Source organism: Desulforhabdus amnigena (assembly GCF_027925305.1).
GTDB classification, from domain to species: domain Bacteria; phylum Desulfobacterota; class Syntrophobacteria; order Syntrophobacterales; family Syntrophobacteraceae; genus Desulforhabdus; species Desulforhabdus amnigena.
Genome location: NZ_BSDR01000001.1, coordinates 3,812,837 through 3,838,064, shown reverse-complemented (window position 1 = coordinate 3,838,064; position 25,228 = coordinate 3,812,837). Strand labels below are relative to the sequence as shown.

Below are 25,228 nucleotides of genomic sequence, written 5' to 3'. Positions count from 1 at the left end.
TTTCGTTGTGACCGCCCCGTCATGGGGGTTAATATAAATTTATAGATAAAAATATGGCCTCTATCGAGAACCGGCACCGAGTGTAGACCTCTCCAACCATTACTGCAAGGCAAAATGTGGCGACCGCAGGAATCGACTGATCTGTTTGCTGTAGTGCTGCACAAGAAGCCGGTTCCCCGTATCGGCATAGCATTCGGCTTCCTTGTCCTTGCCCTTTTCCTCCTCTATCTTCTTTTCGACAATCCCTTTTTCGACATAAAATTTCAGGGCGTTATTGAATATGATCTTTGAAACGGATTCGGGACGTTCGACCAATTCCAGCTTGAGAGCTTTCTGGCCGAGGCTCAACACTTTTTTCATGAAATCCTTTTCACTGTAAGGATTTTTCTGAAGGTACCTGAAAGCGCGCAAAACCAGCCAATAGCCTTCAAAATAGTTGCGGAGCAATCCGTGGAAACAGTGCGCGAAGCGGAGTCCTTTGTGGGTCAGTATATACGGCTTGTCGTCTTCCCCCACCCGTTGCACCCAGCCCATCGCTTCAAATGTGGACAAAACTTCTGAAACCAGCTTTTCAGTGCTGACTTCGTTGTCGTAAACGAACTCGAATTTGAAAAAGTTGTTCATGAAATCCACATCTTCCAGAACCTCGGCCAGACTGAAGCGGAAGGAATCCTGGGCCAGAATGGAAGTGGAAACGAAAGCGGCGGGGAGCAGGAAGTGAATGATATTGTTCTTGTAGTATTCCAATGTCAAACGCTTACTGTCTTCCATGGTAAATACTTCTTCTTCCAGATCGTCATCCTCGTCTTTGAGCTTCCCCACGAGCTTGCTGCGTTCGAGATCCCAGAGTGTCTCTTCCATGCACTTGTCATAACTTTTGAAGGTCTTGGAGAATCTTACGCCGCAAATGGAGAGATAGTCATAAAAAGCCCTGGAAATCTCCTGCACTTCGGCCAGGGAAACACCATGCCGGGAAGAGGTAAGAAGGGCGGAAGCGGTCAGGGCATGAGGGGTCACCATGGAGGCCTTGTTGATGCTGTTGATGATGCGGTAGGCAAAGTCCCTGTACATGGCATGCCGCTCCTTGGGACGCATTACATGGGAACCGGTTCGGTAGCGTTCCAGATGGTTCTGCAAGGAGAGCGGTTCGGCAAACTGTACATAGACTCTTCCATATCGTTTCTTGAGAAAACGCCTCGCACGAACCAGTTGGCCGATATTTTCCTGCACCTTGGCTCCTCCCGAAATTTCCTTCAGGTAGGATTCTTCCTCGGGGATGCGGTCGTAACAGATGGATGTCGGAACGAAGACTAGATCGTCGCAGAACCCCTCCTCCACGGCCTGGATGAGGATGGCGAGCAGCCCCATTTTGGGCAAAACCATTTTGCCGGTCCGGCTTCGGCCGCCCTCTATGAAGAACTCGATGTTGTGTCCGAGTTGCACCATGGTTTTCACATAGAGGGAAAAGACTTCCGCATAGAACCGGAGCCCCTTGAAGCTGCGCCGAATGAAGAACGCGCCGCAACGCCTGAAGATGGGGCCCAGGGGCCAGAAGGCGAGATTTTTCCCTGCAGCCACAAAGGGAGCGAACAGGTTGTTCTTGAAGAGGAGGTACGACAGAATCAGGTAGTCGATATGACTCTTGTGGCAAGGAATGTAGACAATCGTATTGTGGCGGGCCGCACGTTTGACTCTTTGAAGGCTGTCCATATCCAGATCGATGCCGTCGAAAAGATTGTTCCAGACCCAGGTCAGGATCTTTGCCCCCAGCTCCACCAGGGGATAGCTGTAGCTTGCGGCGATCTCATCGAGATATCCATCCGCCTCCATTCGGACCTTCCAGATCTCCAGGCTGCTCGAACGGGCCCGCCGCTGCATGAAGGCCTCCAGCCTCGGGTGATGCAAAATGATTTCCTTTAGTTCGAGATTGCTCTTCATGGTGGGCCCCACGATGGCCCGCCGGATCTCATCCACAGAATCGATGAGTCCCCGCCGCACTTGAAAGATCTGCTTGCGCCGTTCGGAGATTTCCTCGGAAAGCTCGGGCAGGATCTCCTGAAGGTTCAGGGCTTCACCTGCCTCCAGCACGGCGTTCGAATAGCCTTGAAGAAAGGAAATGAGCTTTCGAAGAGGCCCGGGACAGTCCTTTTGTCCCTGAAAGAGATCCAGGAAACCGCGGCGTTCACGACTGGGGTGGCGAGTGTAAAGCAGCATGAGAGGAACGACGAAAATGGGACGCTCTCTCTCTTTTTGAATTTCGAAAAGGTGCTCTATAGGATCGTTTCCCACCAGAACGGTACGCTTGTAATAGCCTTTCTTTCCCAGAAGAAAGAACAACCCCGACTGCCCGGCCTGAATTTTTTCCCGGTAGTAGCCATCGTCATAGGGATCGGGAAGGCACCCGTGACGTATCAAGTGCCAGAAGTGGTACACCAGTATTTTGGCGGCATACCACCGGGGTTGCCAAAGATAGGGATGCTGGTCAAACACAAAGGACGCGGGAGGCAACCCCAGTTGATAGAGGCGCAGCGCCGCATAGACATAGTCAAACTGGGAACGATACTTGATAGCGTACACCACGGTCCCGCGTTTGGCGAGCTCCTCAAGCAGACGCTGCTGATCCTCGGGCATGGAGATCCTGGAGATCAAACGCTCGAACCATCCCTGCATCAGGAAGCGGGGTTTCCGCTGCACACTATACCCATAACGGTCTTCATCAACTGAAAGATTCAGATTTTTTCTAAATTTCTGCCACCACTGGCTCATGGCTTGTCTACCTTCCTCATTCTGCCTATGCAAAACAAAAGGGCTATAGATAATACAAAGAGCGCTAACTTAACAAAAAAGCCGAAGAGAGACCAAACTTTTTTATTCTCACGAAAGCCGGGGGGAAGTCTAGCCTGCACCGTTCCTTCAGCGGGGGGAAAAATCGATGAAAGGATTCCCGGGTAGCGCCGCCGTGGAAGGCGGCGCTACCGTTTTTAATGAAATCATGATATTAGATAAAAAGGAGAGTTTTTTAAGGGATGAGGGAAGTTTTGGAAAGGCTTTTGCAATGAAAATCGGAGAATGGCAATCAGAGACCTTTTCATTCTGTTTTTATCGGCAGATTGCTCAGATTTTCGCGGATTAAGAAGCCTTTTATCTTTGCTGGTGGGATTTATTTCATCTGTGCAAATCTGCGTAATCTGCGGATCAATTTAGCCCGATTTTTATCACACCGGGCTTTTGCCGACATGAAGGTCCGCGAGGAGAGACGGAGTGCTGAGCGAGCTGGTCGTACACAATTTTGCAATCATTCGACACCTGGACGTTTCCTTTCAGCCGGGACTGAATATCCTTTCGGGTGAAACAGGGGCCGGAAAATCCATTCTGGTGGGAGCGGTCAACCTCATATTGGGAAGCCGCGCTTCGCAGGAAATGATTCGCACCGGGACAAACGAAGCGACCGTCGAAGCCGTTTTTCTTTTGTCCGACCGGGCCGGGCTGCGTGAACGACTTCATGAGTGGGGGCTGGAAGCGACCGATGAAATATTGATTCGGCGAACCATCAGCCGCAGCGGTCGCAACCGGGTGCATGTGAACCATCAATTGCTCACTCTTCAACAACTCCAGCAACTGGCCAAGGGGCTCATCTCCGTTTCAGGTCAGCACGAACATCAACTGCTGTTGGACTCGGAAATCCACCTGGGGCTTCTGGATGCCTTCGGGAACCTGGAATCCGCCTCCGAGGCCGTGGGAAAGATTTACGCCGGGTGGTCCAAGACCTGGGAAGAACTTCATAAGCTTCGAAAATTCAAGCAGGATCAGGCCTCCCAGATGGACTGGATGCGTTTTCAGCTCCAGGAACTGGAATCCGCAAAGCTCGAACCCAATGAAGACAAGGAGCTGGAGCAGGAAAGGAATCTCCTGAAGCATGCCGCTACGATCCGGGATGCCGCGCAGGGTGCGCATCAAATAATCTATGCAGGCCGTGGAGCCATGCTGGAACAGCTGGCCGCCGTCGAGAAAAACGTTGAAACGCTCCAATCCATCGACCCGAGCCAGGCTCCTCTGACGAATCACCTGGAACAGGTCCGCATCCATCTCGAAGAGCTTTCCCATTCCCTGCAGCAGTACGCTCATAAAATTTCCTTCGATCCTCAGCGTATGTCCGCCGTGGAAGAACGGTTGGCGGTTTTGCAGAAACTGGGCAAGAAGTACGGGGGAACCGTGGAAGCCATGCTGCAGCGCCTGGAGGAACTGAAAAAATCTCTTTCCCTGGAAGAAGACGTGGAATTCCAGGAAGAGCAGCTGGAAAAGGAACTGGAAAAACTGAGCCGGGAATACCTCCAGGAAGCGAAAGAACTTTCGCGCCGGCGCCGCGAAGCGGCACTACGGCTTTCGGAGGAAGTGGAAAAGACTCTTGCGGCCCTGGACATGCCAAAGGCACGCTTCGCCGTGGGTTTTTACGAAGAGGACTCCTCTCAAAAGGATTCCAAGCCCCCCTTCACTCCAACGGGCATCGATCGCGTGGAATTCCTCCTCTCCGCCAATCCGGGCGAAGACTTGAAACCCCTGGTTCGAGTGGCCTCAGGCGGGGAACTTTCGCGCATCCTGCTGGCGCTCAAAAGCCTTTTGAGCCGCCGGGGAGAGGCGGAAACACTCATATTCGACGAGGTGGATACGGGAATCGGGGGCCGAACGGCCGAACTGGTGGGGCTGCAACTTGAACGTCTGGCCGCCCGGCACCAGGTGATCTGTATCACCCATCTTCCGCAAATCGCCTGCTACGGCGAACATCATTATAAGGTGATGAAGCAGACAGTGGATGACGAAACCGTGACCGACATCAGGCTCCTTTCTCCTGAAGACCGCATCGAAGAACTGGCTCGCATGCTGGGGGGGATCGCCATATCGGAAAAGACCCGCGCACATGCCGAGGAACTGCGTCAGCGAGCCCGGGAAAGCCGGTGACCTTTCACAAAAGCCCCTCGATATCCATTTGCTTCAGAATGTCATAAAAGTCCATGCCCGCCCGGCGAAATCCCTCGAAGCCGAATACCATGTTCGCCTCGATCACATAATATCTGCCATGCGCATAACACACATCCAATCCCACGTCGTCAAAACGGCACCGGCAAGCCACGTTCCGCGCAAACGCCAACCCCTCTTCCGGGATGTCATCGAATGAAATCCGAGCTCCCTGCGCGACATTGTTTCGAAAATTTCCCGGAGAATGAATCCTCCAGTAGGCGTGAACCACGTGTCCCTGGATCAAAACAACCCGCAGATCCCGATCGATGGGCAAATATTCCTGGATATAGGCGGGATTGTGGGCATTGAGATAACTCATCAGCGCCTCTTCGTTTTGGATGAAGAAGACTCCCTTCCCCTGAGAGGAACCCACAGGCGTTTTGGCCACGAAGGGAAAGGAGAAATCCTCGAGGACCCGCTTTTGGCGGTGACGACCATAGTAGACACGGGTGCGGGGATGGGAAATCTCCAAAAGACGAAAGAGATCGGTCTGCCGAATCTTGTTTCCCATGAAATAATAATAACTTCGAGGAAAAACCCTTTTCCCCAGGGAGCGGAAAAGAGGGTCGTACAACGGGCTGGGATAAAAGATTTCGTCTGCGGATTGAATCAGTTCCTTCACATGGAAATCATAATCCTCCCAGTTGGACATGACCCCAAAAGAACGGAAAGAAGGACACGAACGCAGTCTTTTTCCCAAAGAAATGCGAAGTTTTTTTTCTTCCATGTTTTGCAAACCTCATGAGGGGCTAACCCTCTTTTATCGGTTTTCCACACTCTTCTTTTGCAAAGATAGCATCAAACCCTTCGAACTGCACTTAATGCCTATCCGAAAATCTTCCTTCGCAGCGCCCCCCCCTTCAATTCCTCCCCGCGAGGGGGGGGACTAAGGGGGGTGTTCCAAAGTCCACAGGAGGTTTCCCGATAGGTATTATCCCCTGCGGCCCGCCTTCGACGTCTTTCCAATTCCGAGAAATGAACCCTTCTCATTTATTGACTTTCCGTTTCACTTTCCTATAATGACCACGTGGTCATTTTCAAAAAACAGCAATGAGTGGGATATGGCGCCTCGCGATACGTTCAAAAAACTTGAAGACGACAAACAGCTGAGAATCATGGACGCCGCCATCGATGAATTCGCAGACCATGGGTTCAAGCAGGCCAGCGTGAACCGGATGGTACAGAAGATCGGCATCGCCAAGGGTTCCATCTTTCAGTATTTCGGAAACAAAGAAGGGCTTTTCCATTTCATATTCAACCATGCGGTGGAACTTGTGAGGCATTCACTGCGGCAGGTCAAACAGGAAACGGCGGATACCGATTTTTTCCAACGCATCGAGCAAAGCCTTTTAGCGGGAATTCGGTTCATCGAGAAACACCCGAGGGTCTATCGCATCTATCTCAAGATGATTTTTCAGGAGGACTTCCCGCTGCGAACGGAATTTCTTCAGCAGGTGCACCTTTTTTCCGGGGAATACCTGAAGCCGTTGGTGGAAACAGGGCTTGCCAGGGGGGAACTGAGGCCGGACCTCAATGTGGACATGACGGTCTTCTTTCTCGACGCCCTCATGGACCGTTTCCTCCAGGCCTACTGCGTCTCGTTCCTGGATGCAGGAGCGGGATTGTACCAGGCGCCCGAAGAACAGATTCAGCAGAAAGTGAATGAATTCATCCGCCTGCTTCGAGCCGGCATGGGAAAGCCGGAAGGCGAATTTGGCCAATTATTAAGGGAGTGAGTCGCTCTTGAAATCCCCATTTACCACGGAGGCACAGAGATCACAGAGGAATTCCATAAGAATTCCAAAATCTTCTCCGTGCCCTCCGTGTCTCCGTGGTAAATAACGGGATATTGGAATCCGCCAACTTCCTAACTCCGAAGTCCCTAAATCGAGGAGAACGAAATCGAGATGTTGGATATCAAGTGGTATGAAAAGCTCGGCATGGGAAGCATCTGCGAAAAGGTTCTGGAAGGGCAACGCCTGGACATGGAGGACGGCGAGCGGCTTTTTGCCTGTCCCGATGTCGTAGCCGTCGGGTCGCTGGCACACCACGTGCGCACCAGGCTCCACGGGAATGCGGCCTATTATGTCATCAACCAGCACATCAACTACTCCAACATCTGCGTCAACGGCTGCCGCTTTTGCGCCTTTCACCGAAAGAAGGGTCAGAAGGGGGCTTTCCAGCTCACCGAAACCGACGTTCTCGATAAACTCAAGGAACGCGAGCACGACCCCATTACCGAAGTGCATATCGTGGGGGGATGTCATCCCGACCTCCCCCTTTCCTATTTTGAAACCATCCTTCGCGAAGTCAAAAAATTCCGACCGAAGGCTTTCATCAAGGCTTTTACAGCTGTGGAGATCGCTCATTTTGCAAAAAACGAGGGCATTTCCACCCGGGAGGTCCTTCTGCGGCTGAAGTCCGCTGGGCTCGATATGCTGCCCGGAGGGGGAGCGGAGGTCTTCAGTCCTCGCGTCCGGACTCTTCTCTGCCCTGAAAAATTGAGCGGAGAAGGCTGGCTGAACGTTTCACGCGAAGCACACCGGCTCGGCATCAAGTCGAACGCTACCATGCTCTACGGCCACATCGAAACGGTTCGCGAGCGATTGGAACATCTCGTGGCTTTGCGAGAGCTTCAAGACGAAACCCAGGGGTTTGTCTGTTTCATTCCCCTTTCCTTCCAGACCGCCAACAACCAGGTGCAGGGAGTTTCAGGATGTACCGGTGTGGAGGACCTGAAGACCATGGCCGTGAGCCGGCTCATGCTGGACAACGTGCCTCACATGAAAGCCTACTGGGTCATGCTCACCGTCAAGCTCGCCCAGGTGGCCCTCTATTTCGGCGCAGACGATTTCGACGGGACGATCATCGAGGAAAAAATAGGGCATATGGCCGGAGCCGATTCGGACCAGGCGCTCACCCGTGGGGAGCTGGAACAGATCATCCGCGAAGGGGGCTTCGAACCCGTCGAACGCAACTGCTTTTTCGAAAGGGTCTAATCCGGAAGCCAGAAACTCGAAACCAGGGATAAAATCGCTATGGCATTGAAAAACGTTATTTCCAAGATCGCTTCCCACGAACGCATCGATATGGATGACGCCTGGGATCTCTATCAAGAGGCAGACTTCCATCAACTGGGACATCTGGCTCACACGAAACGCCTCGAAAAACATCCCGAACTCGAAGTCACCTATGTAGTGGACCGAAACATCAACTATTCCAACATATGTTCCTGTGGATGCCGGTTTTGCGCTTTTTTCCGCCCCCCGGGACATCCCGAAGGATATGTCCTTTCCCGGGAGGAGCTGGCCCAAAAAATTGAGGAAACCCTGAGCCTTGGAGGAACGCAAATCCTCATGCAGGGAGGGCATCATCCGGACCTGCCCCTCTCTTTCTATGAAGAAATGCTCCAGTTCATCAAGGGCCGTTATCCCATTCACATCCATGCATTTTCGCCTCCGGAAATCGCCTATTTTAGCAAACGGGAAGGAATGGATGTCTCCAGCGTCATTGCCCGTTTGAAAGCCGCCGGTCTGGATTCCATTCCCGGCGGAGGGGCCGAAATCCTTGTGGACGAGGTCAGAAAGCGGGTGAGCCCCAACAAGTGCAGCACGGCGGAATGGCTCGGCGTGATGGAAGAGGCTCATAAACAGGGGCTCCGCACGACGGCTACCATGATGTTCGGCCACGAGGAAGAACCGAGGCAGAGGCTGGAGCACCTTTTTGCCCTGCGTGACTTGCAAGATCGCACGGGGGGGTTCACGGCATTCATCCCCTGGGCTTTTCAGCCCAAGAACACGGCCATCCAGCGTTCTCATCCGGAAACTCCCGTCGCATATCTCAGGCTCCTGGCGGTTTCGCGCCTGGTGCTCGATAATTTCGACAATGTTCAGGCATCCTGGGTCACCATGGGCCCGAAAGTGGCTCAACTGGCGCTCCATTTCGGAGCCAACGATTTCGGTTCCACCATGATCGAGGAAAACGTAGTGGCGGCAACGGGGGTCTACTTCCGCCTTTCCATAGAGGAGATCCAGAGGATCATCAGGGCTGCAGGATTCGAACCCCAACAGAGGACGATGGCCTATGAACGGGTCGAACGTAGTTAGGAAGCCATCCGCAAAGAGGTTTGAATTTCACCGGGCTGCATGGGTTCTACCCGTTTCCTCGCCCCCTATTTCCAATGGTGCCGTTCTGACCGACGGGGAAAAGATCGTTGCGGTGGGAAATTTCAAGACCCTCGGCGAACGATCCCCTAGGGGGGCGACGCAGGTGGACCATGGAAATGCAGCCATCATCCCCGCTCTGGTGAATGCTCACACACACCTGGAGCTTTCGGCCATGCAAGGCGCAATCCCATTGCCTCAAAGCAGTTTCGGGACCTGGGTGCAGGAGCTCTTTTCCAGGAAATCGACCCTTTCACCGGAACCTGCCGCGGCGAGCATCGGAAAGGGAAGAAGGCAACTCTTTGAAAGCGGAACCGGCCTCTACGGGGATATCGCGAACACTCCGGAGCTGAAGCATGAAGAAGACAGCCAAACTCCTGAAGGCGTGACTTTCCTGGAATTGCTCGGTTTCGACCGCAAAGAAATGGAAACGCCCGATCCGGACCTGCTTCGGAAGTTCCTTGATGAAGCCGAAACGGATGCTTCCCTGAGCATTGCGGCTCATGCCTGCTATTCGACTTCAGCCGGGGTCATTCAGAAGGCCAAAGAGTGGGCGCGCGTGCGGCAGCGGCCTTTCAGCATGCACGTGGCCGAGCATCAGGAGGAAATGGAATTCCTGCAGACGGGCAACGGCTTTTGCCGGCAGTTGCTGGAAAACCTGGGCCGCTGGGTCCCGGAATGGGAACCTCCGCAAACAAGTCCCGTTCAATATCTGAAGCGGCTGGGAGTCCTCGATGCCGGAACACTGCTGGTTCACGCAGTGCATATGACACCGTCCGACTGGAAGATTCTGGCGGAAAATCATTGCCCCGTCTGCTTCTGCCCGCGAAGCAACCGCCATTTGAACACTGGGCGCGCCGATATCGGTTCCGCTTTGAAATACGGGCTGGTGAGCGCTCTCGGCACGGACAGTCTCGCCAGCAACAAGGATTTGAATCTTTTCGCCGAAGCGGCATTTGTTCTGGATCACTACCCGGAGGTTCCCCCCACGGATCTTCTGACCATGATGACTTTGGGCGGAGCCAAGGCACTTCGGCACGACAACACATTCGGAAGCCTCGAACCCGGCAAGAGACTGGCGTTTCTTGCCGTATTTCTCCCTGAATCCACGAGACTCCCGCAACTCTTCGAGACGATCATCGATCAAGGAAAAAAAGGAGCATGGCAATGGGCCCACTGTCTCAGGAACAGCTGAGGTTGGGAAGAATCGGCTATCTCAATGTGCTGCCGATCTATTATCCGTTGGAATCGGGCATCGTGTCTCATAACTTTGAGATTGTTTCGGGCACCCCTTCCTTTTTGAACGGCCTTATGGCCAGAGGAGACCTGGACCTGAGCGTCGTTTCTTCCATCGAATATGCTCGCCATCCCGAACGTTACTTTATCCTCCCGGACCTTTCCATCAGCTGCCGCGGAGCTGTCAAGAGCGTTCTTCTTTTGAGCCGGAATCCCATCGACCAACTGGACGGCGAAACGATACTGGTGAGCAGCCAGTCCCATACCTCCGTGGCCCTGCTCAAGATCCTGCTTTCCCTCTTTCTCGGGAAGAAAGCCGTTTTCGAACCCGCTTCATGTACCGAGGCTTTGGAGAGAGGCAAACAGCCCGTGGCTTTCCTCGCCATAGGAGATGAGGCCCTGCGGCTGAGGCACCACCCCGAATATCCGTACCAATGGGATCTAGGACAAGTCTGGCGCGAATGGACGGGACTCCCCTTTGTTTTCGCCCTTTGGGTCATTCAAAGACAGGCAGTCGAAAGATGGAACGGGCGTCTGGCCCCCGCCATCCGCTCGCTTTCTTCCGCCAAGAAATGGGGGCGCACTCACCTGAATGAAATATGCCTGCAGGCTACCGGAGAGAACATTCTCGATATAGAAGAGCTTCACGCCTATTATGATTGTCTGGGATACAATTTGGATAGCGATGAACAAAGGGGACTGGAGCTTTTTTACCGCTGCCTGCACCGGATTGAAGAGATCGGCGAAGTCCCGGGCCTGGAAATCTATTCCATTTCGGAACATAGCGGCGGGAGTTTTCAGCCCATTGAACGATTCAATTTCCCTCTCAATGGGGCAATGTTGTTCAATCAAACCAATTGATTCACCTCTTGAGAGAGTAAGCGGCAATGCAGTTGAATCAAACCGGTTGATTCCCCCCCTTGAGGGGGCAGGGGGGTGCAAAGCTCAGAAAACATCCCCCTAAATCCCCCTCTAAAGGGGGACTTCAAGATAACAAGGGCAAGTCGCAGCGGTGCAAAACGCCAGGAAAATATTTGCTCAAGTACTTATTGCAGTATTGTCATATAAACCAGCGAGATACAGAGGGCACGGAGAAAAACCTTCAAATGAAATCTCCGTGTCTCGGTGGCTCAGATGAAATCTGACAATGTCGTGTTATTCGGGCCGGAATGGGTCAACTGAGAAGGGATAGAAGCGATGAGCGGAAAAACATTGAGGTTGAAACGTTTTCTGACACCACTGAATGGTCGGCTGGTCATCTTTCCCTTGGATCATGGGGTCACCTGCGGTCCGGCTTCAGGGCTTCGTCAAATGGGCAAGGTCATGCGAATGGGAATTCGCGGGGGAGTGGACGCCATTGTCATGCATAAAGGAATGCTGCCCCTGCTGGAAACTGTCACTCAGCCCCTGCCCGGAATTTTCATGCACCTTTCCGCCAGCACGCAACTCGGGGAGGCGCCCCATCATAAGGTTCTCGTGGGAACTGTCCAGGAGGCCATTCGCCGTGGAGCCGACGGCGTATCCGTTCATGTGAATCTGGGAGGCAGCCGCGAGCCCGATATGCTCCGGGATTTGGGAGAGGTGGGAACGGACTGCGCCAAATGGCAGATTCCTCTCCTCGTGATGATTTATGTTCGCGGGGAACAAACCCCTTCACCGGTTCCGGACGACACCATTGCCCATGCAGCCAGGGTGGCGGCCGAACTCGGTGCGGACATCATCAAAATCCCAGCCCCCCGCGACTACGATGTGCTGGCTCAAATCACCGAAAGCCTCCCCGTCCCCGTAGTGGTGGCAGGGGGCAGCAAGTACGCCGATACGCGGCTCTTTCTGGAACACCTGCAAAAAGCCCTGGGATCGGGGGTACGCGGAGTCGCCATCGGCAGGAATGTCTTTCAACACGATCGCCCCGAAGCGCTTCTCATCGCCATTCGGAACATGGTGCACCACGGTTTCACCGCCGCACAGGCGTTGGATCAATTTTCTCAGAAATAAGGCAGGTAATTCGAGCAGTACCGGAACCCAAAGGAAAGAGTGGTTGAAGAAAAAAAACCTGATCGTGGCCATCACGGGAGCGAGCGGTTCGCCATACGCTCATGCCCTTCTTCGTGCGCTCCCCATGGATGAAATTCAAATCCATCTCGTGGCTTCAAGCGCCGGAAAGCTTGTTTATGGACTGGAGATGGAAAGGCCGCTGGAAGAAGATCTTCCCACAGGCGTTCGTCTCTATGATGAAAAGGATTTCACGGCCCCCTTTGCCAGTGGATCTTTTCCATCGGCGGGCATGATCATCGTTCCATGCTCCATGGGAACCCTGGCGGCCATTGCCGGCGGCATTTCACAGAACCTGATCCACCGCGCGGCGGATGTGTGCCTGAAAGAGAGCCGGAAACTGGTGATCGTGCCGCGGGAAACTCCTCTGAACCGCATCCACCTGACCAATATGCTTCGCGTCTCCGAAGCGGGAGGGATCATACTTCCCCCCATGCCAGGCTTCTATCATCGCCCCAAAACCATCGATGAACTGGTTCACTTTGTCGTTGCGCGCATTATGGAACAGTTTCAGATACCTCAAAATCTGGTCACCCCATGGGATCCCGGTGGTTCATAGTTTGTGGCTCATAGTTTGTGGCTCATGGCTCATGGCTCATGGCTCATGGCTTGTGGCTTGTGGCTTGTGGCTTGTGGCTTGTGGCTTGTTGGGCACGATTTGCTTTTGGCCCACACCCTACGAGCATGAATTTTCAAAAGAGCTCTAAAGCCCTTGAGGCGTCATGTCATCGTTTTCCTTCGGATTGCCACAAACCATGAACCACAAACCATGAGCTATGAGCTATGAACTATGAACCATGAACCAAGCTGCATCTTTCAGTGTTTAAAGGCCCGCTGCCCCGTAAAAACCATCGTCGCATTGGCTTCGTTGCAGGCTTCGATGACTTCCCAATCCCTCATGGAACCTCCCGGTTGTACCACTGCGGATATGCCCTGACGGAGCCCCACGTCGACACCATCTCTGAAGGGAAAGAAGGCATCGGAAACCATGGCTGCACCCTTTAACCCTCCATTTACCGCCCTGGTTTCAGCATCGATTTCTTCCTGCTGTTCCCTAGGGCGATTCCCTTTTTCGATAGCCAGTTCCAGTTCCTTGTACGACATTTGATAGCGCTCGTGACAGAGAGCATCCGCGTATTTTTGATATGCCTTGTATACCGCAATCTCTGCAACTCCTACACGGTCCTGTTCTCCGGTGCCGATTCCGACAGTGCATCCATCTTTCACATAGAGCACGGAATTGGATGTCACCCCTTGTTCGATGAACCACCCGAAAAGAAGGTCCTCCATTTCCCCCGGCGTGGGTTCCCTCCGGATTTTATAGGTTTTTCCACTGGAAACGGTTTCGGCGAGTTTCAGATCTTTCGCCTCCAGGACCCGGTTCAGTGGGGATTGCTGCACGATCAAACCGCCATCGATCAAAGACTTGAAGTCTACAAACCGACGGGAAAGGAAATCCGTCAAACGGTCGATCTTCCTGACTTGAATGATCCGCAGATTGGCCCGTTTTTTAAGAAGATCCAAGGCGCCTTCCTCGTAGTCGGGCGCCGCCACGACTTCGAGATAGTTTTGGGAAACGAGTTCCGCGGTTTCTTTGTCCAACGGGCGGTTGAGCACCAGGCATCCGCCGAAGGCGGCAATGCGGTCGGCCCGATTGGCCCGGTAATAGGCGTCCGCCAGGGTCTTCCCATATGCCGCCCCACAGGGATTGTTATGCTTCAAAATGACCGCGGCGGGCTTTCCCATGAGGTATTTTAGGATATTGAGGCCATTGTCCAGGTCCGTGAGATTGGTCTTCCCGGGGTGCTTGCCTTCCTGCAGCATGTCTTCCTCGCGAATAGCGCTCACGAGGCCGCTGTTGGGATCGATGAACCGGCAATCTCCCAGAGTGAGGTTGCCCCCGATCAACTCATAAAGAGCCGCTTCCTGTCCGGGGTTTTCCCCGTAGCGAAGCCCTTTTTCTATGAGTTCGCCGGTTTTGGGATCGGGAAACTTCCAGGAGCGCTTTCTATACTTCAATTCCTGGTCGCCAAAACGGATGCAAAGAGAGTCTGGAAAATGGTCTTCCATAATGGTGCGGTACATTTTTTTGAGATCTTCAGCCATATGTTCTCCTCTTAAAATGCAAAAAGCCCGGGGTATGCTCCAGGCTTCTTGTAAGTCATGAACACCAGGGAAATCAAATCAAAAAAGGGGAATTTTATCTTAAAAATTCCCCCCTCGAGGGGGAAAGGGGGGTGTAGATTTTTCAAAATGAGAATTCCTGCGTCGTTGTCGTAACAATTGACCTCCCAAGACTGCTATGATATTGGTGATATCCTTTTTGAAACATCATCTCTTGATGTCTGTAGAGCACTCAAAAAACTTGAACGAGGAGAGACAGAGTGAGGCAAGACTGGCTGGCATCCGCTTCCGCAACCCTGGTGGGGAGCATGCCCCACACAGACCGTTCAAAAGTCATAGATCTGATTCTCAGGGAAATTCCTGAAATTCCCGTATGGCCGCAGCTCCCTGCATTCCAGGCCGAACAGATGATGATTCAATATCTGGAAGGACTTCCCGGCCTTTCCACTCTGGAAGGACGAACCTGTATACAAACGGACGCTCCGGAATTCGAAGAGCAGTTGTATGCGTTCTATGAAGAATACCTGGAGGTGGAAGGAGAAACCCGAAGTCTGGACGATTCCCGGTTCCAATTGGGACCGGAAACAGGAAAGACGTTCTTCCGGTTTCTTGAAGCTCTTGCTGCAAAGAGATCACGGCTGCGGGCGGTAAAAGGCCAGGTAGTCGGGCCGTTTACACTGCTCACTTCTCTCAAGGACCAGCAGGACCGCCCCACGCTTTATGATGATCGCCTGCAGGATGCGGTCGCCAAACACCTGGCCATGAAAGCCAAATGGCAAATCCGGCGTCTGAATGCGTTTGGATGCCCGGTGATCATTTTTTTGGATGAACCCGCCCTGGCCGGATTCGGGTCCTCCGCTTTCATCAGCGTTTCCTGTGAGCTCATTCAGCAACTGCTCAAAGAGGTCGTGGACGTCATTCACCAGGAAGGAGCCCTGGCCGGCGTGCACGTATGCGCCAACACCGACTGGCTCCTGGCCTTTGATGCCGATATGGATATCATCAATTTTGATAGCTACAATTATTTTGAAAAGTTCGCTCTCTACCGGGAGAACTTCTTGAAGTTCATGAAGGAGGGACGCACCGTTGCCTGGGGGATGGTTCCGACTTCAGACATTGCCGCGATTGAAAGGGAGACGGCTCAAAACCTCGCAGATCGTTGGCTCAAAGAGCTGGAGCAGCTCGTCTCACCGGAGGTATCTCTTCAGAAAATTCTCTCTCAGTCTCTTTTCACACCCAGCTGTGGCTGTGGAAGCCTTCCGGAACCGATGGCCGAGAGAGTGGTGCAGCTCACACGGGAATTGAGTACAATCATGAAAAGCCAGTTGTAATACCTGAGATATAATTTCTTTTCACATCACCGTAGCAGTTCCTGTTTCCCCCGGTGGAAGGAACGGGCTCGGAAGAGATGACTTCGTGAGGAAAAGTGCATCCGAAGGATTTTAGCGTGCATTCATCTCTTGACAAGAATGATATGATTATTTACTTAGTGGTGTGTCTTAAAGCTTATCGAAAGACTAAAAAACATCTCCCTGAAAGTTTAGATTCACTCCCTAAAAGGTGATTTCAAATTCGAGGTCAGAGATTTAGTTTCTTTTTTCCCTTCCCATCAACCGGAAAGAAGAGTCGCTGGGGTATAGCTGGGGTCTATCCGCCTTACTTTTCCCGCCGGAGTTTATGGTGCGAAGGTCGTACTGTGTGGACTGCATGGAGTACGATGAAAAGCGAAGATGGTCGTACCACCTTGGAAGTACAAAAAATTCTCGATTCAATTCAATGAGGCAAAAGAGAGAATCCTCAAACCGTTTTCGGAAGCCCGGGCGGTTCAAGTCGAGACATCCGATTCAACAACGTACATCAATTCAATAAGATACAAAATATCTTAAAGGAGAAAGCATCATGTCAACGCAAGTGGAGTACAAGAACATCGACGCCAAGCTGGTCGTTAATGAAATACGAAACGGTCGCTCTTTGGAGTCGGTACAGAAGCTTTTTGGAATCAAGTTTAAAAGCGAAGTGCAGGACCTGTATTTGCAGGGGCTCATGGAATTGGGAGAAATTCCGAGGGTAGGCTTCAATAAGCCGGCCCCCGTAAAATATAAGCCTCCCGTAGCTGCAGTTCCGGATCGTCCTGCCGTGGCGACTGTTCACGATCGGCCCATGGTGCGCCGCCGTGAGAAGGTTGTTTCCAAACCGCCTACAGTGATCAAGACCGACAATTTCAGGACGATAGGTCAGAGCGGCAGTATCACCTTGAACAAGGCGCTTTTGATCGAACAACTGGGTTTTGCGGTGGGGGATTCTTTTGAAATTTTCAGAGAAGATGACCGGGTTGTCCTCAAGAAGACCGCAAATCCTGTACAATAGTCATGCTTCATTGGAGAAAATCTGAGAACCGACCATGAAAGAACGCAGAAATCCGACACGCAACCGTTTACCTGCCCTTTTCATAGTTTCTCTCGCATACACGCACGAAACCGGTTCGCTATAAGAAAGCTTCTCTCCATAGATTACCGAATAAATCCGAAAAGACTGGGTGAGCGACAATCGGCCCGGGAAAAGCGGGCGAGTGACGGAACGACTCAGCTGCGCAGGCTGTTGAGCACATGCAGGAATCGCCACAAGGCGGTCAAGTTGGTACCCACGGCCAGCAAAAGGAGAGCTACGACCAGAACGATGTCCCTGGCCCAGTGAGCGGTGGGAAAACCGGTGAGCCAGTTGAACAGCGAATTGAAAACACCGGCAAGGCCGATGAGGATGATGCGTTCTCCCCTTTGGAAAAAACCGACCAGGCATCGGACGCCAAGGCCTTCGGCCCGCGCCCTCGTATAACTGACCATGAGCGAACCAAAGAGAATGAGCAGAATAGTGATCGAAAAGAACGGAGTGGTTTCTCCCTGCCGGTAAAAATAGCACCAGATTCCCAAATAGATGATCAGCTCGGTATAACGGTCCAACACGGAATCCAGGAAAGCCCCGAATTTCCGGGTCTGTCCCAGGGATCTCGCAAGAGAGCCATCCAGAGTATCCAGCAATCCGGTGAGAAGCGTCAAGAGGCCTCCCCAGACGGGAGAGAACACAAAAGCGATGCCCGCCAGCATGCTCATCACAAAACCGGTAAGGGAGATATGGTTGGGTTTGAGCTTTAAATGAATGAGACCGGGGACAAGATACCGTTCCAGTAAGTGATAGTAGCCCGTTTCAATGGGTGTCCCTTTTAGCATAAAAACCTCTCGATCGGCAGAACGTCGCTGAACCCATGGGATATGGCAAGGAAATATTACACAGTATAAAAGGCCGCTTAAAGCCCACAAAGCCTTCCGTCGGGAATTTCCCGCAGATAAAAACCGGCATCGACTCAAAAACGAACACTGAAAGAACATCAACCCAAAAATCAAACTGTTCCGATCAGGGGATGAGCCAGTAAGGGAAAATCGTGTAAAAAAACCCGGACCTCTTCCCCTGCCGCTACTTCTACCACAGGAGCATCCAAAAGCATATAGGCAAAACCGCTCTTGAGATCGGCGAAAAGAGACCGGCGTCTTCCCCCATAAACAGAAAAAGAAGGGGGAATCGTTCTCGTGTCCAAAACGCCGCGAAACACTTTTACAATTCCCTTCTTTTTCTTCAGCGGAGTCTTCAGCACGGCCTGAAAGGAAGGAGCTTCCGGATTTCCACAGCCGGCCAAACGCCTGAGAGCGGGAGCTACCACTTCCTGGAAAACCACTTGCGCTCCCCAGGGGTTTCCAGGAAGTCCCCAAAAAACCTGTCGGCCCCTCGACCCCAGAGCACTGTTTTTTCCGGGGGAAAGATTGATTTGGCGAAAATGCTCTTGAACCCCCAGCCTCCGCCATACATCCAGGACAAAATCCCGATTGCCGCGGCCCACGCCGCCGGTAGTAATGACAAAATCGGCTTTCACATCCTGAAGTCTTTGAACAATATCCAGCGGATCGTCCTTTGCCCGCCCGAGGCTAACGGGGTCCGCTCCCTGCAAAGCGACCAGCCATGCCAGCAAGTAGCGATTGTTGCAGTAGGTGTACGGCCCCTGGGTTGAATCCCCCAGCTCGATCACTTCATCCCCTGTAGCCAGGAGAGCGACTCGAGGCCGGCGATGCACCTTGATTCGCTCCCTTCCCAGGGCGGCAACGAGAGCACACCGGGTAGGAGAGAGAATTTCTCCCGCAAAAAGGAGACTCTCCCCTCTTTTGATCTCTTCTCCGGGTGAAGTCACTCCGCTTCCCCTGGAATAAGCACGGTTCAGAATCAAACGATTCGCTTCTTGCAGGGCTTCCTCTTGAGGAACAACCGTGTCTGCATGAAGAGGGAGGGGTGCACCGGTCAGAATGCGAAGACATTCACCCGGTTGCACGTCCTGTTTGGAGGAATGGCCAGCCGCAAGCAGTCCGGAAAGAATTCTCAATGAGACCGGTCCCTGCGCCTCCGTATCGACAATATCGGAACTGCACACTGCAAATCCGTCAAAACGCGAACGGGGCTCGCCTGGAAGGTCCCTGTCCGAGACAATCGTTTCAGCCAGTATGCGTCCCAGGGCATCCTGAAGCGAAACCCATTCCCATCCTCCGGGAACCACAAGATCCATAGCCAGCGTCCTGGCTTCGGAAAATTCCATCAAAGGCTATCCAGGTCTTCAGGTGTATTTACATTTTTGAAACTCAACCCTTGGGGATCTACTGTACGCCATCTTCTTTCCGTGACTTCTCTCACTTTGATTTTCTTGTAAAAGCTGATGATCTTGCGTTCATCCGTTTCCAGCACATCAGCAATCAACGGAAAGCAGCGGCGGTGGTACAGGGCGAAAAGAGGCTCATACCAGCCGTCCAAAAGAGGGACAACCGCATCGAAGTTTCCCCTCATTCCCAGCATCGTGGTCAAAAGCTCGGGAACCAGAAAGGGCATATCCGTCGCTCGCGCGAAAACCCAATCGTGAGGGCTGAAGAGCAACGCTGTATAGATTCCACCCAAGGGCCCCTGGTCTGAGAGAATGTCTCGAACAAGGGTGGCGTGGACATCGAAATAGAGGCTCAGATCATTGGCTACGACCAGGATGGGATCACAGAACGGTCGAATGGAATCGATCCCCCAATCGATGAGGCGTTTGCCTCGAAAGATTTCAATCGCCTTGTTCCTTCCAAAACGGGAGCTTCTGCCGCCGGCGAGGATGGCACCTGTGAGCACTCAATCCTCCTGCCGGATGAAAATATCGATTTTTTTCGGAGACTTCCAACCTCTCAACGTCGAGAGCATTCCCACAATCCCTCCGGCCACGAAGTCTTCCACAAAATCCTTGAGAGGAAGCCTCCTGCCGTCCAGATTCACTAGAATACGGCGTTTCCTCCTGTTCTTGAGAAAACGTTCTTCGATAAAATCCGCGACGCCGCTGACCTGGGAAAATCGAAAGACCGGGACCTCCACATCCACGGCATCATCCGTCACCATGGCTATGAGGTTGTCCGAGGCCCCGCATATGGGTGCGGCCTCGACGACTTTCCGGAACACCTCGATTTTCGGATAATGAGAACGTTTGTACCCCTCCGTGATGAGGAGATCTTCCTGCCAAAAATAGCGCCCTGCGATCTCTCCCAGATCCATTTCCGCTTCAACCGTGCGAATGGATGCGATCTGAACGGGTGACGATATGGCTATGGTTTGAGCTCCCGCCTTGCGATGCTTCCAGGTGTCCTTTCCCTCCCGGTCCATCTCGAAGCCATGTGCGTCATGCTTTACTGTTCCAATACGGTATCCTCTTTGAGACAGTTCGGGAATCAGCTTTTCCAGGAAGGTGGTTTTTCCCGAATCTGAAGCGCCGACGATGCATACGATGGGAATCATGGTGGTCTTACCTCGCTTTTTTGAAATATGTCGCCGCAAAACGCTCAAGCGGACGTGGACCGGCCAAACCAAAGGGCCCGAGATGCTTCAATAAGACAGGTAGACTGTCTTCAATTCCGTGAATTCTTCCATCCCATAACGGGACTTTTCCCGCCCAAGCCCACTTTCCTTCATTCCGCCAAAGGGAGCCTGAGGATAGGCCTGATGGATGCGGTTGACCCAGACGCTGCCTACTTCCAACCGCTCCATCCCTTCGAGAACTTTAGCAAGATCTTTTGAAAAAAGATAAGCGGCCAAACCATAAGGGGTGGCATTGGCTTCCCGTATAGCTTCAGAAAATTCCTCAAAAGGAGTGACGATGACTACGGGCCCGAAAACTTCCTCCTTCGTGATGGACATTTCGGAAGTCACTCCCGTGAGGACAGTAGGGGAAAAATAGAATCCCCCCCCTGCAACGGGCGGGGAACTCCCCCCAACTTGGATACGGGCGCCTTCCTTTACTGCCGTATCGACCTGTTGGCGGACTTTGGTGAGAATGTCGGCATTGTTGAGAGGACCCAGTTCCACAAAGGGATCCGTAGCGGGACCGATCCGCAGTGCGGCCACTCTCTCTACAAAGGCCGTCAGAAATTCATCGTAGATTTTCCGTTCCACATAGATGCGACTGATGCGGTAACAATACTGACCACAGTTTTTCATGCTCTGTGAGACAAGCTGCGGCAGCAGCTCCCGCCAGGAGGCATCGTGACAAACGATGGCCGGACAATGCCCTCCCAGCTCCAATATGGCCTTCCGCACCCATCTGGCACCGGCAGCCTGGATCTCTTTGCCCACCTCGGTGCTCCCGGTAAAAGTGATGAGCCGCGGAATGGGATGTTCCACCAGAAAGCGCCCCGTTTCCGGTCCAGGTCCCGTGAGCACGTTGAATACTCCCGGCGGCAGTCCCGCCCGAACCGCCATTTGAGCCACCTTCAAAGTGCTAAGGGGGGTGTGTTCATCGGGCTTGGCCACCAGGGTGCATCCCACCGCCAATGCCGGAGCCATCTTGACCGCAAGCGTACTGAGTGGATAGTTGAAGGGCGTGATAGCCACAACCACTCCCACGGGCTCCCGTACGATGAGGACCTGTTCGCGAGGATAGCCCAGAAGGGGGATCTGTCCCGTGAGACGAAGATTTTCTTCGGCAAAGTAATCCATGAGGAAGGCGGTATTGAGTACTTCGTCCAAAGCGGCCTTCAAAGGCTTACCGGCCTCTTCGCTGAGAAGGGATGCCAGAGCATTCCGATCCTGGCGAATGAGTGCCGCAAGATCGTGGAGAAGAGCCGAGCGTTGAGGCGCCGGCACCCGGCGCCATTCCTTTAAAGCTTCCCGGGCGCCGGTCAAGGCGGAATCCACCAGTTGCCGATCAGCAATGGAAACTTGAGCAAACACTTTCCCCGTCGAAGGATTGACAAGGGGGTACCGTCTCTTCCCTTCTCTCTCCTCGCCTTGCACCCAGCATGCGTAAGAAACCACCCGGTGATTCTCCACTCTCTCATTCTCCGCAATCAACAAAATCCCTGTCCCTCGAATCTGGCAATATGGCACACGCTCTTCAACCTGTCAATCTTACGACGTTTTCTCACCCAAAGCGGACAAGACCTTTTCCAGATTGCGATTCTGGAGATCCGTTTGCTCCGCCACATCTTCAAGAAGATGATGCACATCTCCAAGCCCCATTTCATGAGCGCGATGAGCCCATTCCCTGTAAGACCTGGCATGATCTTCATTGTGCTGAATCCAGTGGGAAACTATTTTAGTCAGTTTATCTCGTTGTGAAAGGCTTTCCGGAGCTTTTTCGTTTTCGTGTTCTGCGTGATGGTGGTAATGATGATGATCGTCATGATGATGGTGATGACTCATACATTTCTCCTCTCTTGTTGCGGATTGACCCAGTGAGCCGCCTATGTTAGCTTCCCTCTCGAAGAGGCACAATAAAAGGTAAAATATGATTCCCTATCCTGAAATTGATCCCAATTTGATCAGTATCGGCCCCATCCACATTCGTTGGTATGGCTTCATGTATGTTTTAGGTTTTTTCGCAGCTTATTTCCTCATTCAAAAGCAGAAACGCGCCCGGGAAATAGGGCTGGTGGGCGTGATTGCACAGGATCTCGTTTTCTACCTGGCCATTGGACTCGTTATCGGAGCGCGCCTCGGATATGTTCTCTTCTACCAGTATCACGATTATGTCACCTATCTCAAAAATCCCCTGGAAATCATCGCCACATGGCACGGAGGCATGTCTTTTCACGGTGGGCTGCTGGGTGCAGCCCTGGCCGGCTGGCTTTTCTGCCGCCGCAAAAAGCTGCCCTTCCCCGCCGTGGCCGATTGCGTGTTTGTCACCGTTCCTGTCGGCCTCGGACTGGGCAGGATCGGGAACTTCATCAACGGGGAACTCTGGGGCCGCACAACGAATGTCCCCTGGGCCATGATTTTTCCGGGTGGAGGTCCTCTTCCGCGTCATCCCTCCCAGCTTTACGAATCCCTGGGAGAGGGCTTTCTGCTTTTTATCCTTTTATGGAAGCTACGTCAAAGATCATTCCGTGATGGAATGATGGTTGTATTCTTTCTTCTGTTTTACGGAATCGTGCGCTTTTTTCTGGAGTTCTTTCGAGAACCCGATCCCCAATTGGGTTTCCTGGCAGGTTATTTTACAATGGGACAGTTGCTTTGTCTGGCCATGATTCTGGGTGCGACCATTCTGGCATATGCCATCCAGCACGGTAAGCCGGGAAAGAGTGCATAGCCGCAGTTACTAGAGCATCCAAGGAGAAACCCGATGGCACAGCCCATAAATGAAAGTTCCATATTCAAGCTTCAGGATTTGTCACCCCGCCCATGGTATTCCCTTTACGAAGAGAAAAGGACCAGCGCGGAAAAGGCCCTGCGCGCCATCAAGCGAGGCCATCGCGTTTTTATAGGGTCCGGCTGCGGCGAACCGCAACATTTGGCCCAATGCCTGGAAGAGGTCATTCCTCAGCTTTCGGATCTGGAAATTCTCCACATTTTGAGCGTCGGCAAAACGCGTTACACGGAGGCCGGTCTTTTCGATAAATGCCGGCTGAAATCGTTTTTCGTGGCCACAGCTACCCGTGAGGCCGTGGCGGAAGGGCGTGCGGATTATACCCCCATCAACCTGGGAGACATTCCGGGACTCTTCCGAAGCGGGGCCATGCCTATCGACGTGGCTCTCATTCAGGTCTCCCCGCCCGACGAACACGGTTTTTGCAGCTACGGCATCTCTGTCGACATCGTGAAGGCGGCAACTGAAAGCGCCCGCCATGTCATCGCACAGATCAATCCTCAAATGCCCATGACTTTGGGTGATACCTTCATTCATGTACGGGATATCGATGCCCTGGTGGAATACGACGAACCTTTGCTTGAAGTGGGAAGCCCCATACTCAACCCCATCGCCCAGGATATCGGCAAGCACGTCGCCAAACTGATCGAAGATGGATCCACCATACGTGTCGGAGTGGGGAGCATGTCCACAGCGGTCCTCTATGCTCTGGAAGATAAAAAAGACCTCGGGGTCCATGCGGACATGCTGACAGACGCTTATCTCTATCTCGTCAAGAAAGGGGTCATCACCAATTCCCGAAAAACGCTCCATCCTGGAAAGATTGTCACCAGCTTCTGCCTGGGGACACGGGAACTCTACGATTTTGTGAACAACAACCCCATGGTGGCGATGTTTCCCATCGAGTACACCAACAACTACCTGGTCATTTCTGAAAACGACAAAATGATTTCCATAAACTCGGGGCTCGAAGTGGACCTGACCGGACAGGTCTGTTCCGATTCCCTGGGGTATGAAATCTACAGCGGCGTGGGCGGCGCCGTGGATTTCCTCCGCGGAGCCAGAAGTTCCAAAAAGGGAAAGGCCATCATCGTGGTTCCCTCCACCACCTTCGACGGGAGTAAATCCCGCATTGTCCCCGTGCTGTCCGAAGGCGCGGGCGTGGTGACCACTCGCGGCGGAGTGCAGTACGTGGTGACGGAATACGGCATTGCAAGCCTCAATGGGAAGAGCATTCGCGAACGCGCCCTGGCTCTGATCGGAATCGCACATCCCGATTTCCGTGAAGAATTGATGCAGGAAGCTCAAAAGCTCAACTATCTGCGCCGTGAACTGGTCTACATTACGACCCCCAAAGCCCTTTACCCTTCCGAATGGGAAATGACACAGATATTCGAAGGCGATACCCGCATCTTCTTCAGGCCCGCCAAGCCGACGGATGAGCGGGCGCTCAAAGAGTTCTTCTATTCTCTTCCCAAGGACGAATCCTACATTCGATTCCTTTCAACCATGAAGGTTTTTCCGCATTACGATGTCCAACGCATGGTGAACATAGACTATCATCGCGAGATGTGCATCATCGGGTTAGCCGGCGAAATGGATGCGGAGCACATTATCGCTGTGGCCCGCTATGTTTTGGATGATGAAACGATGGATGCCGAAATTGATTTTGCCGTTCATCCCGACTATGGCCGCAAAGGTATCGCGAGCTTTCTCATACAGGACATTGTGGACATAGCAAAACACAAGGGAATTCGAACTCTCAGAGCCTACATCACGGCGGGAAATGAAAAGGTTTTCGGAGTCTTTCAAAAATTGGGATATGTTGTGGAAGGTTCCTATACGGACGGCACCTATGAAATCAGGCTGTATTTTGACCGGCCGGCTGAAATTTGCCTGCTGGATTGATCTGCTGCCGAAAGGAAGAAGCGGGATAAAA

22 protein-coding genes are annotated in these 25,228 nt (G+C 52.8%); 13 read left to right on the top strand and 9 right to left on the bottom strand.

The annotated features are described in order from the left end of the window. Positions 1-99: 99 nt before the first annotated feature. The gene (locus QMG16_RS16330) at positions 100-2,766 is read right to left on the bottom strand and encodes a 1-acyl-sn-glycerol-3-phosphate acyltransferase (protein ID WP_281795966.1); all 2,667 of its coding nucleotides are present in this window, start codon (positions 2,764-2,766) and stop codon (positions 100-102) included. A gap of 166 nt (positions 2,767-2,932) precedes the next feature. On the opposite strand from QMG16_RS16330, the gene QMG16_RS16325 reads away from it, so the two are divergent. Further along, positions 2,933-3,133 (top strand): hypothetical protein, encoded by a 201-nt coding sequence (locus QMG16_RS16325; RefSeq protein ID WP_281795965.1) that lies wholly within the window; start codon positions 2,933-2,935, stop codon positions 3,131-3,133. A 128-nt stretch (positions 3,134-3,261) separates the two neighbouring features. Continuing rightward, the gene (recN, locus tag QMG16_RS16320; protein WP_281795964.1) at positions 3,262-4,956 is read left to right on the top strand and encodes a DNA repair protein RecN; all 1,695 of its coding nucleotides are present in this window, start codon (positions 3,262-3,264) and stop codon (positions 4,954-4,956) included. Positions 4,957-4,960: 4 nt separating this feature from the next. On the opposite strand, the gene QMG16_RS16315 is transcribed toward recN, so the two are convergent. Continuing rightward, on the bottom strand, positions 4,961-5,743 hold the full coding sequence (locus QMG16_RS16315; protein ID WP_281795961.1) for an ATP-grasp domain-containing protein: 783 nt from the start codon (positions 5,741-5,743) through the stop codon (positions 4,961-4,963). A 334-nt stretch (positions 5,744-6,077) separates the two neighbouring features. On the opposite strand from QMG16_RS16315, the gene QMG16_RS16310 reads away from it, so the two are divergent. The 7 genes from QMG16_RS16310 to QMG16_RS16280 all read left to right on the top strand — a co-directional run bounded on the left by QMG16_RS16310 (position 6,078) and on the right by QMG16_RS16280 (position 13,026). Next, a complete protein-coding gene (locus QMG16_RS16310; protein WP_281795959.1) occupies positions 6,078-6,752 on the top strand; it encodes a TetR/AcrR family transcriptional regulator in 675 nt (224 codons plus the stop codon). Between the two features lie 171 nt (positions 6,753-6,923). Further along, positions 6,924-8,015 carry an aminofutalosine synthase MqnE gene (gene mqnE, locus QMG16_RS16305; protein ID WP_281795958.1) on the top strand — a complete coding sequence of 364 codons (1,092 nt, stop codon included), beginning with the start codon at positions 6,924-6,926 and terminating at the stop codon, positions 8,013-8,015. 39 nt (positions 8,016-8,054) lie between these two features. Beyond that, positions 8,055-9,122 (top strand): cyclic dehypoxanthinyl futalosine synthase, encoded by a 1,068-nt coding sequence (gene mqnC / locus QMG16_RS16300; RefSeq protein ID WP_281795957.1) that lies wholly within the window; start codon positions 8,055-8,057, stop codon positions 9,120-9,122. After that, positions 9,100-10,374 carry an amidohydrolase family protein gene (locus QMG16_RS16295; RefSeq protein ID WP_281795956.1) on the top strand — a complete coding sequence of 425 codons (1,275 nt, stop codon included), beginning with the start codon at positions 9,100-9,102 and terminating at the stop codon, positions 10,372-10,374. The genes mqnC and QMG16_RS16295 overlap by 23 nt, the downstream gene beginning before the upstream one ends. Beyond that, positions 10,347-11,276, top strand: coding sequence for a menaquinone biosynthetic enzyme MqnA/MqnD family protein (locus tag QMG16_RS16290; protein WP_281795955.1), 930 nt, complete (start codon positions 10,347-10,349; stop codon positions 11,274-11,276). Before QMG16_RS16295 ends, QMG16_RS16290 begins: the two co-directional genes overlap by 28 nt. A 336-nt stretch (positions 11,277-11,612) precedes the next feature. Next, positions 11,613-12,410, top strand: coding sequence for a 2-amino-3,7-dideoxy-D-threo-hept-6-ulosonate synthase (locus tag QMG16_RS16285; protein WP_281795952.1), 798 nt, complete (start codon positions 11,613-11,615; stop codon positions 12,408-12,410). A 43-nt stretch (positions 12,411-12,453) separates the two neighbouring features. Further along, complete coding sequence (locus QMG16_RS16280) at positions 12,454-13,026, top strand: UbiX family flavin prenyltransferase (protein WP_281795951.1); 573 nt, start codon at positions 12,454-12,456, stop codon at positions 13,024-13,026. A gap of 257 nt (positions 13,027-13,283) precedes the next feature. Here the strand turns inward: QMG16_RS16280 and QMG16_RS16275 are convergent, their stop codons facing one another. Beyond that, entirely contained in the window at positions 13,284-14,573 is a 1,290-nt protein-coding gene (locus tag QMG16_RS16275) for an IMP cyclohydrolase (protein WP_281795949.1), read from the bottom strand. Positions 14,574-14,851: 278 nt separating this feature from the next. On the opposite strand from QMG16_RS16275, the gene QMG16_RS16270 reads away from it, so the two are divergent. Both QMG16_RS16270 and QMG16_RS16265 read left to right on the top strand, forming a co-directional pair. Then, positions 14,852-15,922, top strand: coding sequence for a uroporphyrinogen decarboxylase/cobalamine-independent methonine synthase family protein (locus QMG16_RS16270; protein ID WP_281795947.1), 1,071 nt, complete (start codon positions 14,852-14,854; stop codon positions 15,920-15,922). A gap of 568 nt (positions 15,923-16,490) precedes the next feature. Then, positions 16,491-16,958: an AbrB/MazE/SpoVT family DNA-binding domain-containing protein gene (locus QMG16_RS16265; RefSeq protein WP_281795946.1), complete on the top strand. Its 468-nt coding sequence runs from the start codon at positions 16,491-16,493 to the stop codon at positions 16,956-16,958. A gap of 215 nt (positions 16,959-17,173) precedes the next feature. On the opposite strand, the gene QMG16_RS16260 is transcribed toward QMG16_RS16265, so the two are convergent. The 6 genes from QMG16_RS16260 to QMG16_RS16235 all read right to left on the bottom strand — a co-directional run bounded on the left by QMG16_RS16260 (position 17,174) and on the right by QMG16_RS16235 (position 22,346). After that, positions 17,174-17,815, bottom strand: coding sequence for a CDP-alcohol phosphatidyltransferase family protein (locus QMG16_RS16260; protein WP_281795944.1), 642 nt, complete (start codon positions 17,813-17,815; stop codon positions 17,174-17,176). 170 nt (positions 17,816-17,985) lie between these two features. Beyond that, entirely contained in the window at positions 17,986-19,224 is a 1,239-nt protein-coding gene (locus QMG16_RS16255) for a molybdopterin molybdotransferase MoeA (RefSeq protein ID WP_281795941.1), read from the bottom strand. Further along, a complete protein-coding gene (mobA, locus tag QMG16_RS16250; protein WP_281795939.1) occupies positions 19,224-19,790 on the bottom strand; it encodes a molybdenum cofactor guanylyltransferase in 567 nt (188 codons plus the stop codon). Before mobA ends, QMG16_RS16255 begins: the two co-directional genes overlap by 1 nt. Beyond that, positions 19,791-20,444, bottom strand: coding sequence for a molybdopterin-guanine dinucleotide biosynthesis protein B (gene mobB, locus QMG16_RS16245; protein ID WP_281795937.1), 654 nt, complete (start codon positions 20,442-20,444; stop codon positions 19,791-19,793). 87 nt (positions 20,445-20,531) lie between these two features. Beyond that, positions 20,532-21,959 (bottom strand): aldehyde dehydrogenase family protein, encoded by a 1,428-nt coding sequence (locus QMG16_RS16240; protein WP_281795935.1) that lies wholly within the window; start codon positions 21,957-21,959, stop codon positions 20,532-20,534. A 93-nt stretch (positions 21,960-22,052) separates the two neighbouring features. After that, a complete protein-coding gene (locus QMG16_RS16235) occupies positions 22,053-22,346 on the bottom strand; it encodes a DUF8180 domain-containing protein (protein ID WP_281795933.1) in 294 nt (97 codons plus the stop codon). A gap of 85 nt (positions 22,347-22,431) precedes the next feature. Between QMG16_RS16235 and lgt the strand changes: the two genes are divergently transcribed. Continuing rightward, a complete protein-coding gene (gene lgt, locus QMG16_RS16230) occupies positions 22,432-23,232 on the top strand; it encodes a prolipoprotein diacylglyceryl transferase (protein WP_281795932.1) in 801 nt (266 codons plus the stop codon). 33 nt (positions 23,233-23,265) lie between these two features. Beyond that, positions 23,266-25,197 (top strand): bifunctional acetyl-CoA hydrolase/transferase family protein/GNAT family N-acetyltransferase, encoded by a 1,932-nt coding sequence (locus QMG16_RS16225; RefSeq protein WP_281795929.1) that lies wholly within the window; start codon positions 23,266-23,268, stop codon positions 25,195-25,197. Positions 25,198-25,228: the final 31 nt, after the last annotated feature.

Coding starts and splice junctions, on each gene's coding strand:
- lgt (WP_281795932.1), top strand. CDS start 22,432: ATGATTCCCTATCCTGAAATTGATCCCAATTTGATCAGTATCGGCCCC.
- QMG16_RS16235 (WP_281795933.1), bottom strand. CDS start 22,346: ATGAGTCATCACCATCATCATGACGATCATCATCATTACCACCATCAC.
- QMG16_RS16255 (WP_281795941.1), bottom strand. CDS start 19,224: ATGGAATTTTCCGAAGCCAGGACGCTGGCTATGGATCTTGTGGTTCCC.
- QMG16_RS16265 (WP_281795946.1), top strand. CDS start 16,491: ATGTCAACGCAAGTGGAGTACAAGAACATCGACGCCAAGCTGGTCGTT.
- QMG16_RS16295 (WP_281795956.1), top strand. CDS start 9,100: ATGAACGGGTCGAACGTAGTTAGGAAGCCATCCGCAAAGAGGTTTGAA.
- QMG16_RS16290 (WP_281795955.1), top strand. CDS start 10,347: ATGGGCCCACTGTCTCAGGAACAGCTGAGGTTGGGAAGAATCGGCTAT.
- QMG16_RS16285 (WP_281795952.1), top strand. CDS start 11,613: ATGAGCGGAAAAACATTGAGGTTGAAACGTTTTCTGACACCACTGAAT.
- QMG16_RS16260 (WP_281795944.1), bottom strand. CDS start 17,815: ATGCTAAAAGGGACACCCATTGAAACGGGCTACTATCACTTACTGGAA.
- QMG16_RS16275 (WP_281795949.1), bottom strand. CDS start 14,573: ATGGCTGAAGATCTCAAAAAAATGTACCGCACCATTATGGAAGACCAT.
- mobB (WP_281795937.1), bottom strand. CDS start 20,444: ATGATTCCCATCGTATGCATCGTCGGCGCTTCAGATTCGGGAAAAACC.
- QMG16_RS16315 (WP_281795961.1), bottom strand. CDS start 5,743: ATGGAAGAAAAAAAACTTCGCATTTCTTTGGGAAAAAGACTGCGTTCG.
- QMG16_RS16325 (WP_281795965.1), top strand. CDS start 2,933: ATGAAAGGATTCCCGGGTAGCGCCGCCGTGGAAGGCGGCGCTACCGTT.
- mqnC (WP_281795957.1), top strand. CDS start 8,055: ATGGCATTGAAAAACGTTATTTCCAAGATCGCTTCCCACGAACGCATC.
- mqnE (WP_281795958.1), top strand. CDS start 6,924: ATGTTGGATATCAAGTGGTATGAAAAGCTCGGCATGGGAAGCATCTGC.
- QMG16_RS16330 (WP_281795966.1), bottom strand. CDS start 2,766: ATGAGCCAGTGGTGGCAGAAATTTAGAAAAAATCTGAATCTTTCAGTT.
- QMG16_RS16310 (WP_281795959.1), top strand. CDS start 6,078: ATGGCGCCTCGCGATACGTTCAAAAAACTTGAAGACGACAAACAGCTG.
- QMG16_RS16225 (WP_281795929.1), top strand. CDS start 23,266: ATGGCACAGCCCATAAATGAAAGTTCCATATTCAAGCTTCAGGATTTG.